Raw genomic sequence first — 17,169 nt, 5'->3', positions numbered from 1 at the left:
CCGAGCAGAAACGCCCCTCTTGCCCTCATGGATCACCTCAACCCGGGGATGGCCGCGTCAGGGAGTCTGTGGGTAGAGTGTTTGCAGATGTAACTGATGGGTGTTTCATGAAGTGGCCATGCAAGTCGATTCTGGGCGCAGCGCTGTTGAGTGCGGCCTCTGCCATGGCGGCCCCCTTCGCTGGCTGGTCCACCCAGGCCATGACCGGCGCGATCCACCTTGATTTTGAAGCCCTGGCCGGTGTCGCGCCCGACACGGTGATCAGCAACCAGTTCATTTCTCAGGGTGTGTTGTTCACTGGCTCGTTGCGCGCCAACGGCTGCGGGGAGGGGGCCTGGAACGGCTTGGCCGATCTCGACGGCAGCACCGTGAGCACATTCGGCGTGGGTTGCGACTACAACACCCAGGCCGACAATTTCAGCATCCAGTTCGATCGCGACGTTTCGGCGGTTTCGCTCAGTGCTTTCCACATGACCAGTCCAAACGCCAGCGACGTGTTCGAGTTGCTCGACAACGGGCAAGTGGTGGCCTCTTTCCTGATGTCGTCGCTGGGATACACCGGTCTGGCTGCCAACTCGCAGGCCACGATCAACGGTCGCATCTTCGAAAACACCGAAGAGCTGCGCATCGGTTACCTGAGTTTCGATGGCATGGGGATCAGCTTTGACCAGGTGCGTTTCACCGAGGCCGATCCTCAGTATGGGTCCTTCGTGGTGATGGACGATCTGCGCTGGCGCAACAGCTCGCAGCAAGTGCCTGAGCCGGCGGGCTACGCGCTGGTGGCTTTGGCCCTGGCCGGTGTTGCTGCAGCGTCGCGTCGCAAGACTTGACACCGCCGAACTGATCAATTTCTACCCCATGAAAACGGCCCGCCAACCAGCGGGCTGTTTCCATGGGTGGCAAGAGGCCACAGGCTGTCAGTGCTGGCGCCCCAGCACCGGCCCCAGCGCCACGCCCGTGTGCGTGCCCTTGGCCACCAGGTGCTCGGGTGTGCCGGCCGCGGCCACCTTGCCGCCGCCGGTGCCGCCTTCGGGGCCCATGTCGATCACCCAGTCGGCCTCGGCGATGACATCCAGGTCGTGTTCGATCACGACCACGCTGTGGCCCCCATCGACCAGGCGGTGCAGCACGCGGATCAGTTTTTCCACGTCGTTCATGTGCAGGCCCACGGTGGGTTCGTCGAGCACGTACAGCGTGTGCGGGGCCTTCTGGCCGCGCTTGCCCACTTCGTCGCGCACCTTGCTGAGTTCGGTCACCAGCTTGATGCGCTGCGCCTCACCGCCTGACAAGGTGGGCGAGGGCTGGCCCAGGGTGAGGTAGCCCAGGCCCACGTCCTGCAGCAGCTTGAGCGGGTGCGAGATCGAGGGCATGGCCGCGAAGAACTCCACCGCTTCGTCCACCTCCATCTTCAGCACGTCACCGATGTGCTTGCCGCGCCAGGTGGCGGCCAGGGTTTCGGGGTTGAAGCGCATGCCGTTGCAGGTGTCGCAGTGCACCTTCACATCGGGCAGGAAGGCCATCTCGATGGTGCGGATGCCCTGGCCTTCACAGTCGGGGCAGCGGCCGGCGCCGGTGTTGAAGCTGAAGCGGCCGGCGGCCCAGCCGCGTGCGCGGGCTTCCAGCGTGTCGGCGAACAGCTTGCGGATGGTGTCCCAGAAGCCGATGTAGGTGGCCGGGCAGGAGCGCGGGGTCTTGCCGATGGGGGTCTGGTCAACCTCCAGCACGCGGTCGACCGCGCCCCAGCCCTCGATGCCGTCACAGCCCACCCACGCCGGTTGCTGCGTGGCGCGCTGCTTGGGCGGAATGCTGACCGCGGCTTGCACGTTGGCCAGCAGCACGTCACGCGCCAGGGTCGATTTGCCCGAGCCCGACACGCCGGTCACGGCCACCAGGCGCTTGAGCGGCACGGGCACGGTCACGTCGCGCAGGTTGTGCAGGCGCGCCTTGTGCACCGTGAGTTGCGGCACGCTGGCGTCGATGGGGCGGCGCGTGGTGCTGCTGTCGGCGCGCGCGCCGGCCAGCGGGTGCACCATGGGGCTGCGCAGGCAGCGGCCCGTGACCGAGCCTTCGGCAGCCATCACGTCGGCCACGGTGCCTTCGGCCACCACGGTGCCACCGCGCACGCCAGCGCCCGGGCCGATGTCGATGACATGCTCGGCGCGACGGATGGTGTCTTCGTCGTGCTCGACCACCACCAGGGTGTTGCCTTCTTTGCCCAGCGTGTGCAGGGCATCGAGCAGCAGCTGGTTGTCACGCGGGTGCAGGCCGATGGTGGGCTCGTCGAGCACGTAGCACACGCCCTGCAGGTTGCTGCCCAGTTGCGCGGCCAGGCGGATGCGCTGGGCCTCGCCACCCGACAGCGTGGGCGCGGCGCGGTCGAGGCTGAGGTAGCCCAGGCCCACCTGCTCCATGAAGGCCAGGCGGCTCTTGATTTCGCTGACGATGTCGCGGGCGATGGTGGCTTCGCGGCCGTCGAGCTTGAGCTTGCTGGCCCAGATGCGGGCGTCTTTCACCGACAGGGCCGATAGCTCGGCAATGCTTTGGCCGCGGCCCGGGCCCACCAGGCGCACGGCACGTGCCACGGGGTTCAGGCGGGCGCCGCCACAGGTGCCGCAGGCCGTCTCTTCCAGGTCGTCGAGTTCGGGCTCGGCAAAGGTTTTTTCGCGGCCGTTGTCGCGGGCCTTGTCGTCACCGCGTTGCGAATCGTCCAGCGCCTTGCGCTGGTCGCGGCTGAGCGTCAGGCCCGTGCCCACGCAGTCGGGGCACCAGCCGTGTTTGCTGTTGTAGCTGAACAGGCGCGGGTCGAGCTCGGGGTAGCTGGTGCCGCAGCTGGGGCAGGCGCGCTCGGTGCTGAACACCTTCACGCGGCCCATGTGCAGGGTCGACTTGCCGGTGGCCAGGGCGTCGGCCAGGCCGTCGAGCGGGCTGAGCAAATGCACCACACCCTTGCCGTGCTCCAGGGCCGCGGCCAGGTACTCGCGCAGCTTGCCTTCGTTCTCGGGCGTGACCAGCAGGTCGCCCACGGGCAGCTCGATGGTGTGCTCGCGGTAACGGTCGATCTTGGGGCCCTTGGCCGTGCCCCAGCCGGCCACGGGCAGGAACTCGCCGTCGACCCGCAGGTGCGTGTAGCCGCGGCTGCTAGCCCACTTCGCCAGCTCTGTGTAGATGCCCTTGCGGTTGACCACCAGGGGCGCCAGCAGGCCGATGTGCTGGCCCTTGTACTCGCGCACCCATTGGGCGGCGATGGCCTCGGGCGTTTGCGGCAGCACGGGCACGGGGTGGCCGTCGGCATCGCAGCACTGGGTGCAGTGCTGCACGCCCAGTTTCACGTACAGCAGGCGCAGGAAGTGGTGCACCTCGGTGGTGGTGCCCACCGTGCTCTTGCGGCCGCCGCGTGACAGGCGCTGTTCGATGGCCACCGTGGGCGGGATGCCGTACACGGCATCGACCTCGGGGCGGCCCGCCGGCTGCACCAGCGAGCGCGCATAGGCATTGAGCGATTCGAGGTAGCGGCGCTGGCCTTCGTTGAAGAGGATGTCGAAGGCCAGGGTGGACTTGCCCGAGCCCGACACGCCGGTGATGACGTTGAACTTGCCCCGCGGGATGTGCACGGTCATGCCCTTGAGGTTGTTCTCGTGGGCGTTGACCACTTCGATGGCCTGGGCGCCGGGGGCCGTGGCCGCCTTGGCGCGGCGCTGGTCGCGGCGGGCCTTGATCAGTGCTTGCAGGCTCTGGCCTTCGTCGTTCGCATGGTGCTCGGCAGCGTCACCGTAAGGCGCGTTGCGCTCGGCGGCCTGGGCCGCGGCAGGCTCATCCTGCAGGCCCAGGGCTGCTTCGTACTCGCGCAGGGCCACGCCGGTGTGGGTGGCGCCCAGGCGCAGCTCCTCGGGGCTGCCAATGGCCACCAGCTGGCCGCCTTCGTCACCGCCCTCGGGGCCCAGCTCGATCAGCCAGTCGCAGGCGCGAATCACATCGAGGTTGTGCTCGATCAGCACGATGGAATGGCCGGCGTCGAGCAGGCGGCCGAAGGCGCGCATCAGCTTGGCGATGTCGTCGAAGTGCAGGCCCGTGGTGGGCTCGTCGAACATGAAGAGCGTGCCCTTCTTGGCCATGCGCTGACCGCTCTTGCTCATCTGCGCGGCGCTTTCGACCAGGTGGCCGGCCAGCTTCAGGCGCTGTGCCTCGCCGCCTGACAGCGTGGGCACGGGCTGGCCCAGCTTCACGTAGTCCAGGCCCACATCGGCCAGGGGCTGCAGGGCGCGCACCACGTCCACGTCTTGCGCGAACAGGCGCACGGCCTCGGCCACGGTCAGCTCCAGCACGTCAGAGATGCTGAGCTTCTTGTTCAGGCGCTCGATCTGCACCTCGCGCACCTCGGCGCGGAAGCGCGTGCCGTCGCAGTCGGGGCAACGCAGGTACACGTCGCTCAGGAACTGCATTTCGACGTGCTCGAAGCCCGAGCCTCCGCAGGTGGGGCAACGGCCCGTGCCCGCGTTGAAGCTGAAGGTGCCGGCGGTGTACTTGCGTTCGCGGGCCAGCGGCGTGGCCGCGAACAGCGCACGCACGGCGTCGAAAGCGCCCACATAGCTGGCCGGGTTCGAACGTGCCGTCTTGCCGATGGGGGACTGGTCGACGAAGTTCACGCCGCTCAGCCAGTCGGCGCCCAGCAGCTCGTCGTGCTCGCCGGGGCTTTCGGTGGCTTCGCCGAAATGGCGCAGCAGGGCAGGGTGCAGGATGTCTTGCACCAGGGTCGATTTGCCCGAGCCCGACACGCCCGTGATGCCCACCAGGCGCTGCAGCGGGATCTCGACGTTCAGGTTCTTGAGGTTGTGCTGGCGGGCACCCTGCAGCAGCAGCTTGGGCGTGTTCTCCTGCACAGGGCGGCGCAGGCCCATGCCGATGCGGCGGCGTGCGCCCAGGTAGGCGCCCGTGAGCGTCTCGGCGCGTTTGAGTTCTTCGGGCGTGCCGTCGAACACGATGCGCCCGCCCTGGTGGCCGGGGCCGGGGCCCAGGTCGATCACGCGGTCGGCGGCCAGCATCACGGCCGGGTCGTGTTCGACCACCACCAGCGTGTTGCCGGCATCGACCAGGCGCTGCATGGCCAGGTTGATGCGGTCCATGTCGCGCGGGTGCAGGCCGATGCTGGGCTCGTCGAGCACGAACAGCGTGTTCACCAGCGAGGTGCCCAGGGCCGTGGTCAGGTTGATGCGCTGCACCTCGCCACCGCTGAGAGTGCGGCTTTGCCGGTCGAGCGTGAGATAGCCCAGGCCCACGTCACACAGGTACTTCAGGCGCGTGCGGATCTCGTCGAGCAGCAGTTGCAGGGCTTCGTGGTCGCCATGCGCCTGGCCGTGACCGGGCAATGTCACGAACGAGAAAAAGCGCTGCAGCTGCTTGATGGGCAGCAGCATCACGTCGTGCAGGTTCAGGCCGGGCAGGGCTTCGAACACGGCGCGCGGCACCGCGCACCCTTTGGGCATGAAGCGCTGGGCCGGGGGCAGCACGGCGTCGGCATCGGCCTGCGCGCCCAGTCGCCACAGCAGTGATTCCAGTTGCAGGCGCGCACCGTCGCAGGTGGGGCAGGGCGTGTAGCTGCGGTACTTCGACAGCAGCACCCGGATGTGCATCTTGTAGGCCTTGGTCTCGAGGTACTCGAAGAACCGGGTCAGGCCATACCACTGCTTGTTCCAGTTGCCCTTGTAGGCCGGGTCACCATGGATCACCCAGTGTTTCTGCTCGGGCGTCATCTGCGACCAGGCCAGGTCACGCGGGATGCCGGCCTCACCGGCGTACTTGATCAGGTCGGTCTGGATCTCGGCCCAGGCCGGCGTCTGCACGGTCTTGACCGCGCCGTTGCGCAGGGTCTTGCGGCCGTCGGGCACCACCAGGCCCCAGTCCACCCCGATCACGCGGCCGAAGCCCCGGCAGTGCGGGCAGGCGCCTGCGGCCGAGTTGAAGCTGAACATGCCCGGGGTGGGCGTGCTGTAGCGGCGGTCGGTTTCCGGGCAGTGCAGGCCGCTGGAAAAGCGCCACAGATCGGGCTCGGCCTCGCTGCCCGATTCGGGCAGGGCGTACACGGTGATGCGGCCGCTGCCGCGTTTGAAGGCCACCTCCAGCGCCTCTAGGATGCGCGAGCGGTCGAGGTCGACACCGCTGGCGTCGGCCCCGATGCGGAAGCGGTCGGCCACCACGTCGAGCACCAGGCGTTCACCCGCTTCGCTGGCCACGGTGCGCTGCGCCTGGATTTTCGAGAAACCACTGGCCGACAGCCATTCTTCCATCTGATCGGCGCTGGTGTTGGCGGGCAGTTCGGCCGCAAAGGTCACGACCACGCGGCGGCCGCCCTCGGTGGCGCTGCAGCGGCGCAGCAGTTCGTCGAACACCGAGTTGGGGTTGTCTTCGCGCACGGGGGCGCCCGTGTCCTGGTCGTACAGGCGCGCTGCCCGTGCGAACAGCAGCTTGAGGTGGTCGTTCAGCTCGGTCATCGTGCCGACCGTCGAGCGCGAGGTGCGCACCGGGTTGGTCTGGTCGATGGCGATGGCCGGCGGCACCCCTTCCACGCGGTCAACCGCCGGTCGGTCCATGCGGTCGAGGAACTGGCGCGCATAGGCGCTGAAGGTTTCCACATAGCGCCGCTGGCCTTCGGCGTACAGGGTGTCGAACACCAGCGACGATTTGCCCGAGCCCGAAGGGCCCGTCACCACCGTGAGCTCGCCGGTGCGGATGTCCAGGTCCAGGTTCTTGAGGTTGTGCTGGCGGGCACCGCGGATGCGGATTTCAGACATGGAACACCTTCTGGCAGTTCGGTGGGGGTGGGCCGAACATTCTAGGGAGTCTGTCGCTGATTGGTGGAGAGGCCACTGGCTGTCGTGTGCTTGTCGAGCGGCATGGGCTTGATTTCGTCAGGCGACAAGTGGCGAGGCTGCGTGCAGGCCCCGGACGAGCTCACCCTCCGAGTGAGGGGGCTGCCCCCCTTGCTTCGGGAGGCCGCTCGGGCGTCTGTCCCGACTACAGTGACGTTACAGGCTGCAACGTTTGTGTTGAGCAGCCCAGGGAGTTCCTGATGTTCACTGCTTTCCCTCGTCGTCTGATTGCCGTCGCCGCCCTGATGGGTGCGCAAGGGATGGCCCATGCCATTGCGACCACCACTCCCGCTGGCACCAACGTGACGTTTTCTGGCGTGGCCAGTCTGTCGCAAAGCCTGACCGTCAACAACTCTGTGGGCGGCACCCTGACCATCACCCCACAAGGCGGTTCTCACATCACCGGCCTGAGTGGCAAGGTGGGTGTTTCCCAGAACAGTGCCGCCGACACCACGGTGGGATCGGGTGAAGGCATTCTGTTCTCGTTCACCAAGGGCGTGACCCTGTCTCGCTTGCTGCTGGACATGCCCGGCACGGGTGGCTCTTTCACCCTGTCGGTGAACGGTGGCGGCGCCCAAACCTACAGCGTTGCGACCTTCCAGAATTCGGTGTCGATCGCAGGCAGCACCTTCTTGTTCGGTTGGTCAGGCACCAACTACGCCATCAATTCGGCCACTTTTGGCAAGGCCACATCGCCTGTGCCTGAGGCCGACGTGGTGGCCATGGTGTTGGCAGGGGCTGGCATTGCAGCCTTCGCTGCGCGTCGTCAGCGTCGCAGCAAGGCCGCTTGATCATGCCTGGCTGGTCCGGTGATGGACCTGCCAGCCGCACCGGCACAAAAAAGGGCGCCTCGGCGCCCTTTGTCATGGGTACAGGCTGAACTCAGCGCACCAGCAGCACCGGCACCTTGCTGCGGGCCAGCACCTGGGTGGCCACCGAGCCCATCACCAGGTTCATCAGGTTGCCGTGGCCGTGCGAGCCCATGATCACCAGGTCGTACTTGCCCTTGTCGGCCAGCTTGGCGATCACTTCCGGGGCGTGGCCCACCTTGGCCTCGTACCGCGTGGCCAGGTCATGCTTGGCCAGGAATTTGCGGATCGGCTTGAAGACGGCATCCGAGCAACTGTCGTAGTAACCCTTCAGGTCTTCCACCGAAAACACCGAGGCGGCGTGCGGCGGGATGGCCGGGGTCACGGTCAACACCGTGAACTCATGCTGACCATTGAGCCATTCGTCGTGCGTGGCCAGCCAGGCCAGCATCTGCTTGGTGAATTTGCTTCCGTCAACAGGCAGCAGGATCTTCATGGGGACCTCCGAAAATGGTGACTCCTCAGTGTAGGCCGAGGTGAGTGGAACCTTCGGTTGCCCGACAGCGTCGGTTTGATGTTTCGCAAATGTGTGGTGTGCATCCGATGCCCAGGGTCATGCGTACAACACCGCATGAGAACCGATCATGCCCCTGTTGCCGGTCTGGGTGGTCTGGCACTCAACCTGTTGCGTCTCGGCTGTCGGGCTCGGCGGCAGGGGGGCGCATCGGCTCTGGCCGAACTCAGCCGCCACACGCTGGCCGCCCAGGGCCGGCTGGGCACCTGTTGGTCTGAGCAAGCCTACGGCCCCCTGGCGCGCCACCGTGCCGACGTGTACATGCCGCCCCCCACCTGCCCCCGGCCTGCCCGCGGCTGGCCTGTGGTGGTGTTTTTCCATGGCGGCTCCTGGCAGTCGGGGTCGCGCCATGAACATGCCTTCGTGGGCTGGTCGCTGGCCGCGCAAGGGGCGGTGGTGGTGGTGGCCGATTACCGGCTGCACCCGGAAGTGACTTACCCGGGCTTTCTGGAAGATTCGGCCCTGGCGGTGGTGTGGGCCCGCCGGCAGTTGCCGCACTGGGACGCCGACCCCAACCGCTTTCACCTGATGGGGCACAGCGCGGGGGCTTACAACGCTGCCATGCTGGCCCTCGATGCCCGCTGGCTGGAAGCCCAGGGGGGCACGCCGGCCTGGTTGGCCGGCTGGATCGGGCTGGCCGGCCCGTACAACTTCTGGCCTGTCACGGTGCCCGAACTCAAGCCGGTGTTTGCCGGGGCAGACATTGGCGCAGATTGCCAGCCGGTGGCCCATGTACACCGCGAAGCACCGCCCAGCTGGCTGCTCACGGCGCCCCATGACCGCTGGGTGTCGCCCGACCTGAACAGCCGTGCCCTGCACCGCCGCCTGATCGCCGCCGGGGCACACAGCGACTGGCTGACCATGCCCCGCACCGGCCACATCAGCTTGCTGGCCTGCCTGGCACCGCCGCTGCAGGGGTGGGCGCCTGTGATGCCGCGGGTGTGGCAGGCCCTGCAGGCGCAGGGCTGGCCGAACGCTCAGACCTCGACCGTGAACAGCGGGTCCCAGCCCAGCGTTTCACCCTTGTGGGAGTGACCGCGTGCGTTGCTGACCACGCGGGTGTGTCCGCCCGGGTGCGTCACCCGGTAGTCGTGCCGACAGTGCAGGTGCCCGTGGATCCACAGGTCGGCCAGGGGCAGCAGGTCGTCGTCGGCGTTGCAGAAGCTGGCCGTGCCGGGCTGGCGGCCGTAACGTGGGTCGGCGCTCAGCAGGCTGGGCCCGAAATGCGTGACCACCACGGTGGCGTCCCAGCCTTCACCGGGCGCTGCGGTGTGCTGCAAGGCGTCGAGCAGCCATTGGCGGTGTGCCAGGGCTTCTTCACGCACCGCGATGGGGTCAAAGGGCTGGCCGTCGCGGGTGGACTGCATCACCTTGACGAAATACGAGGCGGCGCGCATCACCTTGGGGCGTGCGGCCAGGCCGAACAGGTCGAAATCGCACCACCGTGTGCAGCCCAGCAGCCGGATGCGGCGGCCCTGGCGGTCGGTCAGTGTGGTTTCTTCGCGGTCGAGCAGGGTGATGCCCCACCCTGCACAGCGCTGGCGCAGCTGGGCCAGGGCCTCGTCCACGTCTCGGCGGTCGAACTCGTGGTTGCCCGGCACGAACACCACGGGCACCGGCCAGTTCGCAAAACGGCCCAGCGCCTGCCAGCGGCTGTCGATGTCACCGGCCAGCACCAGCAGTTCGGCCTCGGGGGCCGGGGGGCAGTCGGTCTGCTCTGTTTCCAGGTGCAGGTCCGACAGGATCTGGATCTTCAAACCCGGGGCACCCCTGCGCTCAGTTGGCGCCGTGGCAGTTCTTGTACTTCTTGCCACTGCCGCAGGGGCAGGGGTCGTTGCGGCCGGTCTTGGGCTGGTCGCGCACCACCTGCTGCACCTTGTGGCGCTCGGCAATGCCGATGCCGGCCAGGTCCACCACGTCGAACACCAGGGCCTCGATGGCTTCGTCCATGTTCTTGAGCGGGTGCTCTTCGTCCAGGGCCTTGGTCATGGCCTTCTGGGTGTCGTCCTGATCGGGCAGGTGACGCCACAGGCTGTCGAGCAGGTCAGGCACGCCGCTCAGGGCCGCCTCTTCCAGTTGCGGGAAGTTGGCCAGGGCCCATTCGAAACCGGCGACCCAGTAGCCGATGCCTTCGAAGGCGTCCTTGCCGGTCAGCACCTGGCCGTCTTCGTCTTCCACCAGAGGCACCAGCGGGTCGAACCAGCCGTCTTCCAGGATGCCGTGCAGCAGCTCGTCGTAGCGGCGCTGGATCAGCTGGACCAGGCGGTCGTGCTGCTTCTGGCTCCATTTGGGGCCCACCTCGGGAATGCCTTCGGTGCCGAAGATGGGCGGCAGCCACTGCTCGGGGGGCAGTTGCACCGGCTGCACCAGCACGCCACACAGGTACCCATCGAGGATGACGGCGTCCAGCGTTTCGTAGGGTTCCGGCACCAGGGCCAGGAGTTCGTCGATCTCGTGGATCTCGGCGTCGGTCAGGGTGGGGGCAGCGCTCATGGGGTGCGGCGCGCCCGGGGCCGGGCGCAAGTCGGTGTGTTCAAACCCGCATTGTGCCGGGACTTGCCGTGAATCTGCCTGTCAGCCGCGCACCGCCCGTGGTGCCTGTCTGGCGCCAGCCCTCAGAACTCGACATCGAGCTCGTCGATGTCGGCCGGTTCGGCCTGTGCCGCCTTGATCCACTCCTTCATCTCGGGCATGGCCAGGATGGTGTCGCAGTAGGCGTCACACACCGCATCAAGCTTGACGTCGTAGGTTCTGAAACGCGTGCACACCGGGGCGTACATGGCGTCTGCGATGCTGCGGTGCGCGCCAAACAGGTAGGGGCCGCCGTAGGCCTGCAGGCATTCACGCCAGATGGTGGTGATGCGGTCGATGTCGGCCTGGGCGCGCGACCACACCTTGAACTTCGGGAAGTGGGCCCGCAGGTTCATGGGCAGGGCCGAACGCAGCGACGCAAAGCCCGAGTGCATTTCACCGCTGATGGCGCGGCAGTGGGCGCGTGCCTTGGGGTCGGCCGGCAGCAGGTGCGCTTCAGGAGAGCATTCGTTGAGGTATTCGGCAATGGCCAGGGTGTCCCACACATGCACATCGCCCACCTTGAGGTCGGGCACACGGATCGACGACGACAGCAGCAGCAGGTCGGCCCGGTTCGACGGGTCATCGGGCGGCAGCACGTTTTCCTCGAACGGCAGGCCCGAGAAGCGGGTCAGCAACCAGCCGCGCAAGGACCACGACGAGTAGTTCTTGCTGGTGATGGTGAGCACCGCCCGGGCGGTGGGCCGCACCGTCGCCTGGTTGGCGCTGGCCGCGGGCCGTGCGGTCGTCCGGGTGGAAGACTTCTTGGCCGCCGGCTTCGTGGCCGCAGCTTTGCGCGTTGCAGTGGTGGTGCTCATGGTGCGTGGGCGTGGGTGTCTCGTCTCGGCACCTTGATGGTGAGCAAGCCACGTGCCAAGGCAGTGCGCCGTGCACCGGCAGGTGGCTTGGCCTGCATCTTGCAGAACACCCTGTCAGATGTCTGATTGGGGATCGCATGCTTTACGCCGCCTACGACGCGCAGCACATGTTCATGGAGCCCTGGCGCCTGATGGCCCGCCAGGGGGCCGACTGGTTGCACCATGTGTTGCCCGCACCCGCAGAGGGCGTGCCCAGCTGGCGCGAAATGTTCGCTGGGGGCGTGCTGACGCGCAGCCTGGCCGCCACCAGCGAGGTGTTCTCGCGCTGGCGCCTGACCCACACCCGCCCCGATTACGGCATTGCCTCGGTGGTGAGCAACGGCCTGGAATGCGGCATTTCAGAAGAGGCCGTGATGAGCACGCCCTTCGGCACGCTGCTGCACTTCCGCAAAGACCGTGCGCTGGCCCAGCCGCCCGTGCTGCTGGTGGCGCCCATGTCGGGCCACTTCGCCACCTTGTTGCGCGACACCGTGCGCACCTTGCTGCAAGACCACGACGTGTACATCACCGACTGGCACAACGCCCGTGACGTGCCCCTGCGACATGGCGAGTTCAGCCTGGACGACTACACCGACCACCTGATCCGATTCCTGGCCAAGATGGGCCCGGGGGCTCACCTGATGGCGATCTGCCAGCCCTGCGTGGCCTCGCTGGCCGCCGCCGCCGTGATGGCGCAAGACAACCACCCGGCCCAGCCCCGCAGCGTGACCTTGATGGCCGGCCCCATTGATTGCCGCGTGAACCCCACCTCGGTGAACGAGCTGGCCACCAGCCGCGACATTGGCTGGTTCGAAGAGAACATGATCCACACCGTGCCGGCCACCCAGAAGGGCGCAGGGCGGCAGGTGTACCCTGGCTTCGTGCAGCTCACGGCCTTCATGAGCATGAACATGGGCCGCCATCTCAAGGCCTTTGACGACCTGGCCGTGCAGATCCGCGATGGGCAGCACGACAAGGCCGCCTCGGTCAAGGCCTTCTACGAAGAGTATTTCGCCGTGGCCGACCTGCCGGCCGAGTTCTACCTGCAGACCGTGAACAAGGTGTTCCAGACCTACGACCTGCCCCGCGGCGAGCTGACCTTCCGCGGCGAGAGGGTCGAGCCCCGGGCCATCCGCAAATCAGCGCTGTTCACGGTGGAAGGCGAGCGAGACGACATCTGCTCGGTCGGCCAGACCGTGGCCGCGCAAGACCTGTGCACCAGCGTGCGGCCCTACCTGCGCAACCACCATGTGCAGACCGGCGTCGGCCACTATGGCGTGTTCAGCGGCCGACGCTGGCAGAACGAGATCTATCCGCGGGTGCGGGAGGTGATCCACCAGGTGGCGTTGTGAAGCCTTGGCTGTGAGGTGCGGTCAACGATGCGTTGACCGCTCAGCCTCACCGGTTCGGCCCGATGTTCACGTTGGCGCCCAGCACTGCCGACTGCACCTGAATCCATGGGCCTGAGGGCCTTGACCGGGCGTTGTGCGTCAGGCGCACTCCTGCGACGCGCAGGCGCTCTGTGTTCGGGTCAAAGCTGACGCCTTCTGGGCACGGGTCGACCACTCGCGACAGCGTGCCGCCGATGTAGTCCACCAGTGCCTGCATCAGCTCCATTGCCCGAGTGTCTGAGATTTCGCCTGAACGGCAAGCAAGCAGCCAATCGGTTGGGCTGGCCGTGCTGCGCAGGTACAGCACGAAGTCCTTCGGGTTGGATGCGCTGTGAACCAGGCCCAGCGCGACGGGGGGGGCACCCTGCAAGTCGACAGGGCGCCACGCTAGGGATTCGCCGGCCGAGCTCTCGATGATCTGGGGCTGGCTGAATCCAGACGATTGGGGGGCCAGCTGGTACTGACCACTGTCGAGTGCAGGCGTTTTAGCACTACCGACCGAGTCGCTGACGATCACTCCGTCAGGCAGGGGCAGATTGGCTTCGAGGAACATGCCCATGACACTGCTGTATTCCGATATGTTGCGGTTTTGGTCCACCCACCCGGTGTTCATGGACACGGTCAGGGCTGTGCTGGTGCCCGATGCTTCTGGCACCACCAGCTGGTTCATCTGCACCTCCCAGCCGTCGGGTACCCGTGTGAACTCGGCGGTGCCGCTGCAGGGCCTGCTGTAGGGCGTGCCTGCCATGCCTGTTTGTTCGAACTCGGCATCTGACCAGTCGGCGCTGCGGCACACGTAGTCGCGCTCGACCCGTTGGTTGGAGCCGGTCACGGTGTTGCCCAGGCGCACCAGCACCAGGTACTGGTTGGGTTGCAGCGGGTTCACCGCCACGGCCACGCGACGGTAAAAATCGGTGGTGAGTTGCGCCGCCTGCATCGTGACGCTGCCGGCCCCGAACAAGCCAGAGGTGGCATACGGGTCACCGAACAGACGCACCGTGTTCACGGTACCGCTGAGCAGGTCGGCGCCCTTGAGTTGCAGGGTGGCGGGCGGTACGGTGCTGGCAGTGCCGGTGGATGTGCCGGTGGATGTGCCGCCTGATCCGGAGCCCGAATTGCCAGTGTCCATGATCGGGCTGATGCCCACGGGCGCCTGCCAGCTGAAGTTCACGCTGGTGCGCACCTTTTCACCGCCGCTGGCTTGTGTGCCCAGTGTCATGCTGGTGAATCGCGCCTCGCGCCTGTCGGCATCCAGTGCGATGGTGGCGTCACACAGCGGCAGGTTGGCGATGCGGCTGTCGCTGAATTCGAAGGCAAGTTGCGCCAGTTCGCCCGTCAGCCAGCCCTTGCCTGCACAGCCGTATAGGCGACGGTCGGGCGATTTCCGGGTCCAGGAGATGACGTAGCGTTCGGGGTTGCCCTGCATGTACGCCACCGAGGTTTCGAAGGTTTTGGTTTCAACCCCGCTGATTTCCAGGACCCCGATCGTGGTGTAGTAAGCGCGGTTCAAGCGCGAGGCGTTGTCGGTCAGGCTGTAGCTGCCCACGCTGACTTGTGACGTGCCGGCATCGACCAGCACCAAGGTGCCTGCTGCGGCTTCGGTATTCACGGGGGCCGCCGGGGCTTCACCCTGGCTGCTGGGCGTCACCGAGGCCGGCGAGCCTCCGCCGCCGCATGCGCTCAGCAGGGCAGACAGGGTCAGGGCGGCCCAAGGCGCCCGTGCGTGTGACAGCAACGGCATGAACAGGTTCTCCCCACTCGGTTTCGAATGGGTTGGAATGTAAAGAACCGTGATGCCATTGGGGGTGCTTTTCCTGGTGTCCCCCCCCCGCAATGGGGCCCGCGTTCGCGGGGGGGCTCAACCGCCCCAGCGCTCCTTCAGTTGCGCCAGCGCGGTCGGGTCCTCGATGGTGGTCAGGTCACCCGTGTCACGGCCTTCGCACACGGCCTGGATGGCGCGGCGCAGCAGCTTGCCCGAGCGGGTCTTGGGCAGCACGTTCACGAACACCACGCGGCTGGGGCGACCCACGGCGCCCAGGTGCTGGTCGACCGTCTTGAAAATCTCGGCCTGCAGGGCCTGGGCCAGTTCGGGCGTGGCGGCGCGGCTGGCGTCGCGCAGCACGGCAAAGGCCACCGGCACCTGGCCCTTGAGGCTGTCGGCCACGCCCACCACGGCCACCTCGGCCACGGCGCTGTGGCCGCTCACGGCTTCTTCGATCTCGCGGGTGCCCAGGCGGTGCCCGGCCACGTTGATGACGTCGTCGGTGCGGCCCAGGATGAAATAGTAGCCGTCGGCATCCCGGATGCCCCAGTCGAAGGTGTTGTAGGCCATGGGCTGGCGCTGCGGGAAGCTGCTCCAGTAGGTCTTGGCAAAGCGGGCGTCGTCGCCCCACACCGTTTGCAGGCAGCCGGGCGGCAAGGGGTGCGAGATGGTGACCACGCCCTTGGTATCGGGCGTGGTGATGGGCTGGCCGGTGCTGTCGTCGAGCAGCTGCACGTCAAAGCCGGGCATGGGCACGCCAGGCGAGCCGAAGCGCGTGGGGAAGCCGGGCTCCACGCCATGGGCCACGCTCAGGATGGGCCAGCCGGTTTCGGTCTGCCAGTAGTTGTCGATGATGGGCTTGCCGATGGCGTCGCTGATCCAGCGGGCGGTGGGCTCGTCCAGCGGTTCACCCGCCAGGAACAGGTGCTTGAGCGACGACAGGTCGTGCCGCTTCAGGCATTCGGGGTCCTGCTTTTTCAGCACCCGGATGGCCGTGGGCGCCGAGAACATCACCGTGGCTTGGTACTTTTCGACCAGCGACCACCACACGGCGGCGTCGGGGCAGGTGGGCAGGCCCTCGTACACCACGGTGCGCATGCCGGCCACCAGCGGGCCATAGACGATGTAGCTGTGGCCCACCACCCAGCCGATGTCGCTGGTGCAGAAGAAGGTTTCGCCCGGTTTGCCCTGGTAGATCAGGTCCATCGAGGTGGCCAGGGCCACGGCATAGCCGCCGGTGTCGCGCTGCACGCCCTTGGGCTTGCCGGTGGTGCCGCTGGTGTACAGGATGTAGCTGGGGTGGGTGCTGTCCACCCAGGTGCAGCCCACGTGGGCCTGGCGATGTTGTTCGTGCAGGGGCAGGTAATCGACATCGCGCGTGGCCTGCCGCTCGGCCGGGGCCAGGCCGCGGTCCACCAGCAGCACGTGATCAACCGAGTGCGTGGCCAGGCGCAGGGCGTCGTCTAGCAGGGGCTTGTAGGCCACCACCTTGCCGCCGCGCGAACCCGCGTCGGCCGTGACGATCACCTTGGGGCGGGCGTCGTCGATGCGGGTGGCCAGCGAGGCACTGGCGAAGCCGCCGAACACCACCGAATGGATGGCGCCCAGCCGCACCGTGGCCAGCATGGCGAAGATGGCCTCGGGCACCATGGGCATGTACAGCAGCACGCGGTCGCCACGGCCCACGCCCAGCTGCTGCAGGATGGCGGCCATGGTCTGCACCTCCTGGTGCAGCTCGCGGAAGGTCCAGGTGCGTTCCTGGTTCGTCTCGGTGGAAACGTAGGTCAGGGCCGGCTGGTCACCACGCGGGCCCACGTGGCGGTCGACCGCGTTGTGGCACAGGTTGGTGGTGGCGCCCGGGAACCAGCGGGCAAAGGGGGGCTGGCTGGCGTCGCAGATGGCCTCGTGCCCGTCGCCCGGCGGCGTGGCCCAGTCGATGCGGGTGGCCTGTTCGCGCCAGAAAGCGTCGCGTTCGGTGATCGATCGACGGTGCAGCTCAGCGTAGTTCATGGTGATCGCCTTCCAGGGGAGAGGTTTTCACCATGCTAGGCACGGGGGTTTGTCGGCGCGTCAGGGTTCACCCTGTGTCAGGCTGCCACACCTGCCTGGGGCTTGCGCACTGTGTCTCGGTCCAGCGGCTGAAGTGATCGCCTCACATGAACAAGGCAGCGCGCCGCAAGATGAACCCGCCGAAGGCAATCATGGCCAGCACCACGCCCCACTTGAGCACGTTCATGCCCCGCTCGCGCCACACGGGCTGGCCGGTCAGGCGCCCCATGATCACGCAGAACACGAAGGCCAGGACCAGGCCCAGCACCAGAAATCGCAGCAGGGCCACCATG

General features: G+C 67.1%; 12 protein-coding genes. 4 read left to right on the top strand and 8 right to left on the bottom strand.

The genetic code is table 11. The annotated features are described in order from the left end of the window. Positions 1–107: 107 nt before the first annotated feature. Positions 108–830: a PEP-CTERM sorting domain-containing protein gene (locus EYS42_RS08290; protein ID WP_130967689.1), complete on the top strand. Its 723-nt coding sequence runs from the start codon at positions 108–110 to the stop codon at positions 828–830. 87 nt (positions 831–917) lie between these two features. Here the strand turns inward: EYS42_RS08290 and uvrA are convergent, their stop codons facing one another. Next, complete coding sequence (gene uvrA / locus EYS42_RS08285; protein ID WP_130967687.1) at positions 918–6,785, bottom strand: excinuclease ABC subunit UvrA; 5,868 nt, start codon at positions 6,783–6,785, stop codon at positions 918–920. Positions 6,786–7,063: 278 nt separating this feature from the next. Between uvrA and EYS42_RS08280 the strand changes: the two genes are divergently transcribed. Beyond that, positions 7,064–7,654, top strand: a complete 591-nt coding sequence (locus EYS42_RS08280; protein WP_130967685.1) for a hypothetical protein — start codon at positions 7,064–7,066, stop codon at positions 7,652–7,654. Positions 7,655–7,745: 91 nt separating this feature from the next. Here the strand turns inward: EYS42_RS08280 and EYS42_RS08275 are convergent, their stop codons facing one another. Continuing rightward, positions 7,746–8,168, bottom strand: a complete 423-nt coding sequence (locus tag EYS42_RS08275; protein WP_130967683.1) for a universal stress protein — start codon at positions 8,166–8,168, stop codon at positions 7,746–7,748. A gap of 135 nt (positions 8,169–8,303) precedes the next feature. Between EYS42_RS08275 and EYS42_RS08270 the strand changes: the two genes are divergently transcribed. Next, a complete protein-coding gene (locus EYS42_RS08270; RefSeq protein ID WP_165456678.1) occupies positions 8,304–9,281 on the top strand; it encodes an alpha/beta hydrolase in 978 nt (325 codons plus the stop codon). On the opposite strand, the gene EYS42_RS08265 is transcribed toward EYS42_RS08270, so the two are convergent. The 3 genes from EYS42_RS08265 to EYS42_RS08255 all read right to left on the bottom strand — a co-directional run bounded on the left by EYS42_RS08265 (position 9,224) and on the right by EYS42_RS08255 (position 11,635). Then, positions 9,224–10,003 (bottom strand): metallophosphoesterase, encoded by a 780-nt coding sequence (locus tag EYS42_RS08265; protein WP_130967680.1) that lies wholly within the window; start codon positions 10,001–10,003, stop codon positions 9,224–9,226. The two genes, EYS42_RS08270 and EYS42_RS08265, sit on opposite strands and share 58 nt — an antisense overlap. Positions 10,004–10,022: 19 nt before the next feature. After that, the gene (locus tag EYS42_RS08260; protein ID WP_130967678.1) at positions 10,023–10,739 is read right to left on the bottom strand and encodes a UPF0149 family protein; all 717 of its coding nucleotides are present in this window, start codon (positions 10,737–10,739) and stop codon (positions 10,023–10,025) included. 122 nt (positions 10,740–10,861) lie between these two features. Further along, positions 10,862–11,635, bottom strand: a complete 774-nt coding sequence (locus tag EYS42_RS08255; protein WP_130967676.1) for a glutathione S-transferase family protein — start codon at positions 11,633–11,635, stop codon at positions 10,862–10,864. A 137-nt stretch (positions 11,636–11,772) separates the two neighbouring features. On the opposite strand from EYS42_RS08255, the gene EYS42_RS08250 reads away from it, so the two are divergent. Beyond that, positions 11,773–13,026 carry a polyhydroxyalkanoate depolymerase gene (locus EYS42_RS08250; RefSeq protein ID WP_130967674.1) on the top strand — a complete coding sequence of 418 codons (1,254 nt, stop codon included), beginning with the start codon at positions 11,773–11,775 and terminating at the stop codon, positions 13,024–13,026. Between the two features lie 46 nt (positions 13,027–13,072). Here the strand turns inward: EYS42_RS08250 and EYS42_RS08245 are convergent, their stop codons facing one another. The 3 genes from EYS42_RS08245 to EYS42_RS08235 form a co-directional block, all read right to left on the bottom strand. Next, the gene (locus tag EYS42_RS08245; protein WP_130967673.1) at positions 13,073–14,806 is read right to left on the bottom strand and encodes a hypothetical protein; all 1,734 of its coding nucleotides are present in this window, start codon (positions 14,804–14,806) and stop codon (positions 13,073–13,075) included. Positions 14,807–14,923: 117 nt separating this feature from the next. Then, a complete protein-coding gene (locus tag EYS42_RS08240) occupies positions 14,924–16,837 on the bottom strand; it encodes a propionate--CoA ligase (RefSeq protein WP_207301135.1) in 1,914 nt (637 codons plus the stop codon). A 142-nt stretch (positions 16,838–16,979) separates the two neighbouring features. Beyond that, positions 16,980–17,168: a hypothetical protein gene (locus tag EYS42_RS08235; RefSeq protein WP_130967669.1), complete on the bottom strand. Its 189-nt coding sequence runs from the start codon at positions 17,166–17,168 to the stop codon at positions 16,980–16,982. Position 17,169 lies beyond the last annotated feature (1 nt).

The organism is Aquabacterium lacunae (assembly GCF_004310865.1).
Taxonomy (GTDB): Bacteria; Pseudomonadota; Gammaproteobacteria; order Burkholderiales; family Burkholderiaceae_C; genus Aquabacterium; species Aquabacterium lacunae.
The sequence above is the reverse complement of the archived record's forward strand: the minus strand, read 5'-3'. Positions and strand labels throughout refer to the sequence as shown.

Excerpts from the sequence above, each read along its gene's own strand:
- uvrA (WP_130967687.1), bottom strand. The coding sequence starts at position 6,785 with ATGTCTGAAATCCGCATCCGCGGTGCCCGCCAGCACAACCTCAAGAAC.
- EYS42_RS08260 (WP_130967678.1), bottom strand. The coding sequence starts at position 10,739 with ATGAGCGCTGCCCCCACCCTGACCGACGCCGAGATCCACGAGATCGAC.
- EYS42_RS08270 (WP_165456678.1), top strand. The coding sequence starts at position 8,304 with ATGAGAACCGATCATGCCCCTGTTGCCGGTCTGGGTGGTCTGGCACTC.
- EYS42_RS08275 (WP_130967683.1), bottom strand. The coding sequence starts at position 8,168 with ATGAAGATCCTGCTGCCTGTTGACGGAAGCAAATTCACCAAGCAGATG.
- EYS42_RS08255 (WP_130967676.1), bottom strand. The coding sequence starts at position 11,635 with ATGAGCACCACCACTGCAACGCGCAAAGCTGCGGCCACGAAGCCGGCG.
- EYS42_RS08240 (WP_207301135.1), bottom strand. The coding sequence starts at position 16,837 with ATGAACTACGCTGAGCTGCACCGTCGATCGATCACCGAACGCGACGCT.
- EYS42_RS08290 (WP_130967689.1), top strand. The coding sequence starts at position 108 with ATGAAGTGGCCATGCAAGTCGATTCTGGGCGCAGCGCTGTTGAGTGCG.
- EYS42_RS08250 (WP_130967674.1), top strand. The coding sequence starts at position 11,773 with ATGCTTTACGCCGCCTACGACGCGCAGCACATGTTCATGGAGCCCTGG.
- EYS42_RS08235 (WP_130967669.1), bottom strand. The coding sequence starts at position 17,168 with ATGGTGGCCCTGCTGCGATTTCTGGTGCTGGGCCTGGTCCTGGCCTTC.
- EYS42_RS08245 (WP_130967673.1), bottom strand. The coding sequence starts at position 14,806 with ATGCCGTTGCTGTCACACGCACGGGCGCCTTGGGCCGCCCTGACCCTG.
- EYS42_RS08280 (WP_130967685.1), top strand. The coding sequence starts at position 7,064 with ATGTTCACTGCTTTCCCTCGTCGTCTGATTGCCGTCGCCGCCCTGATG.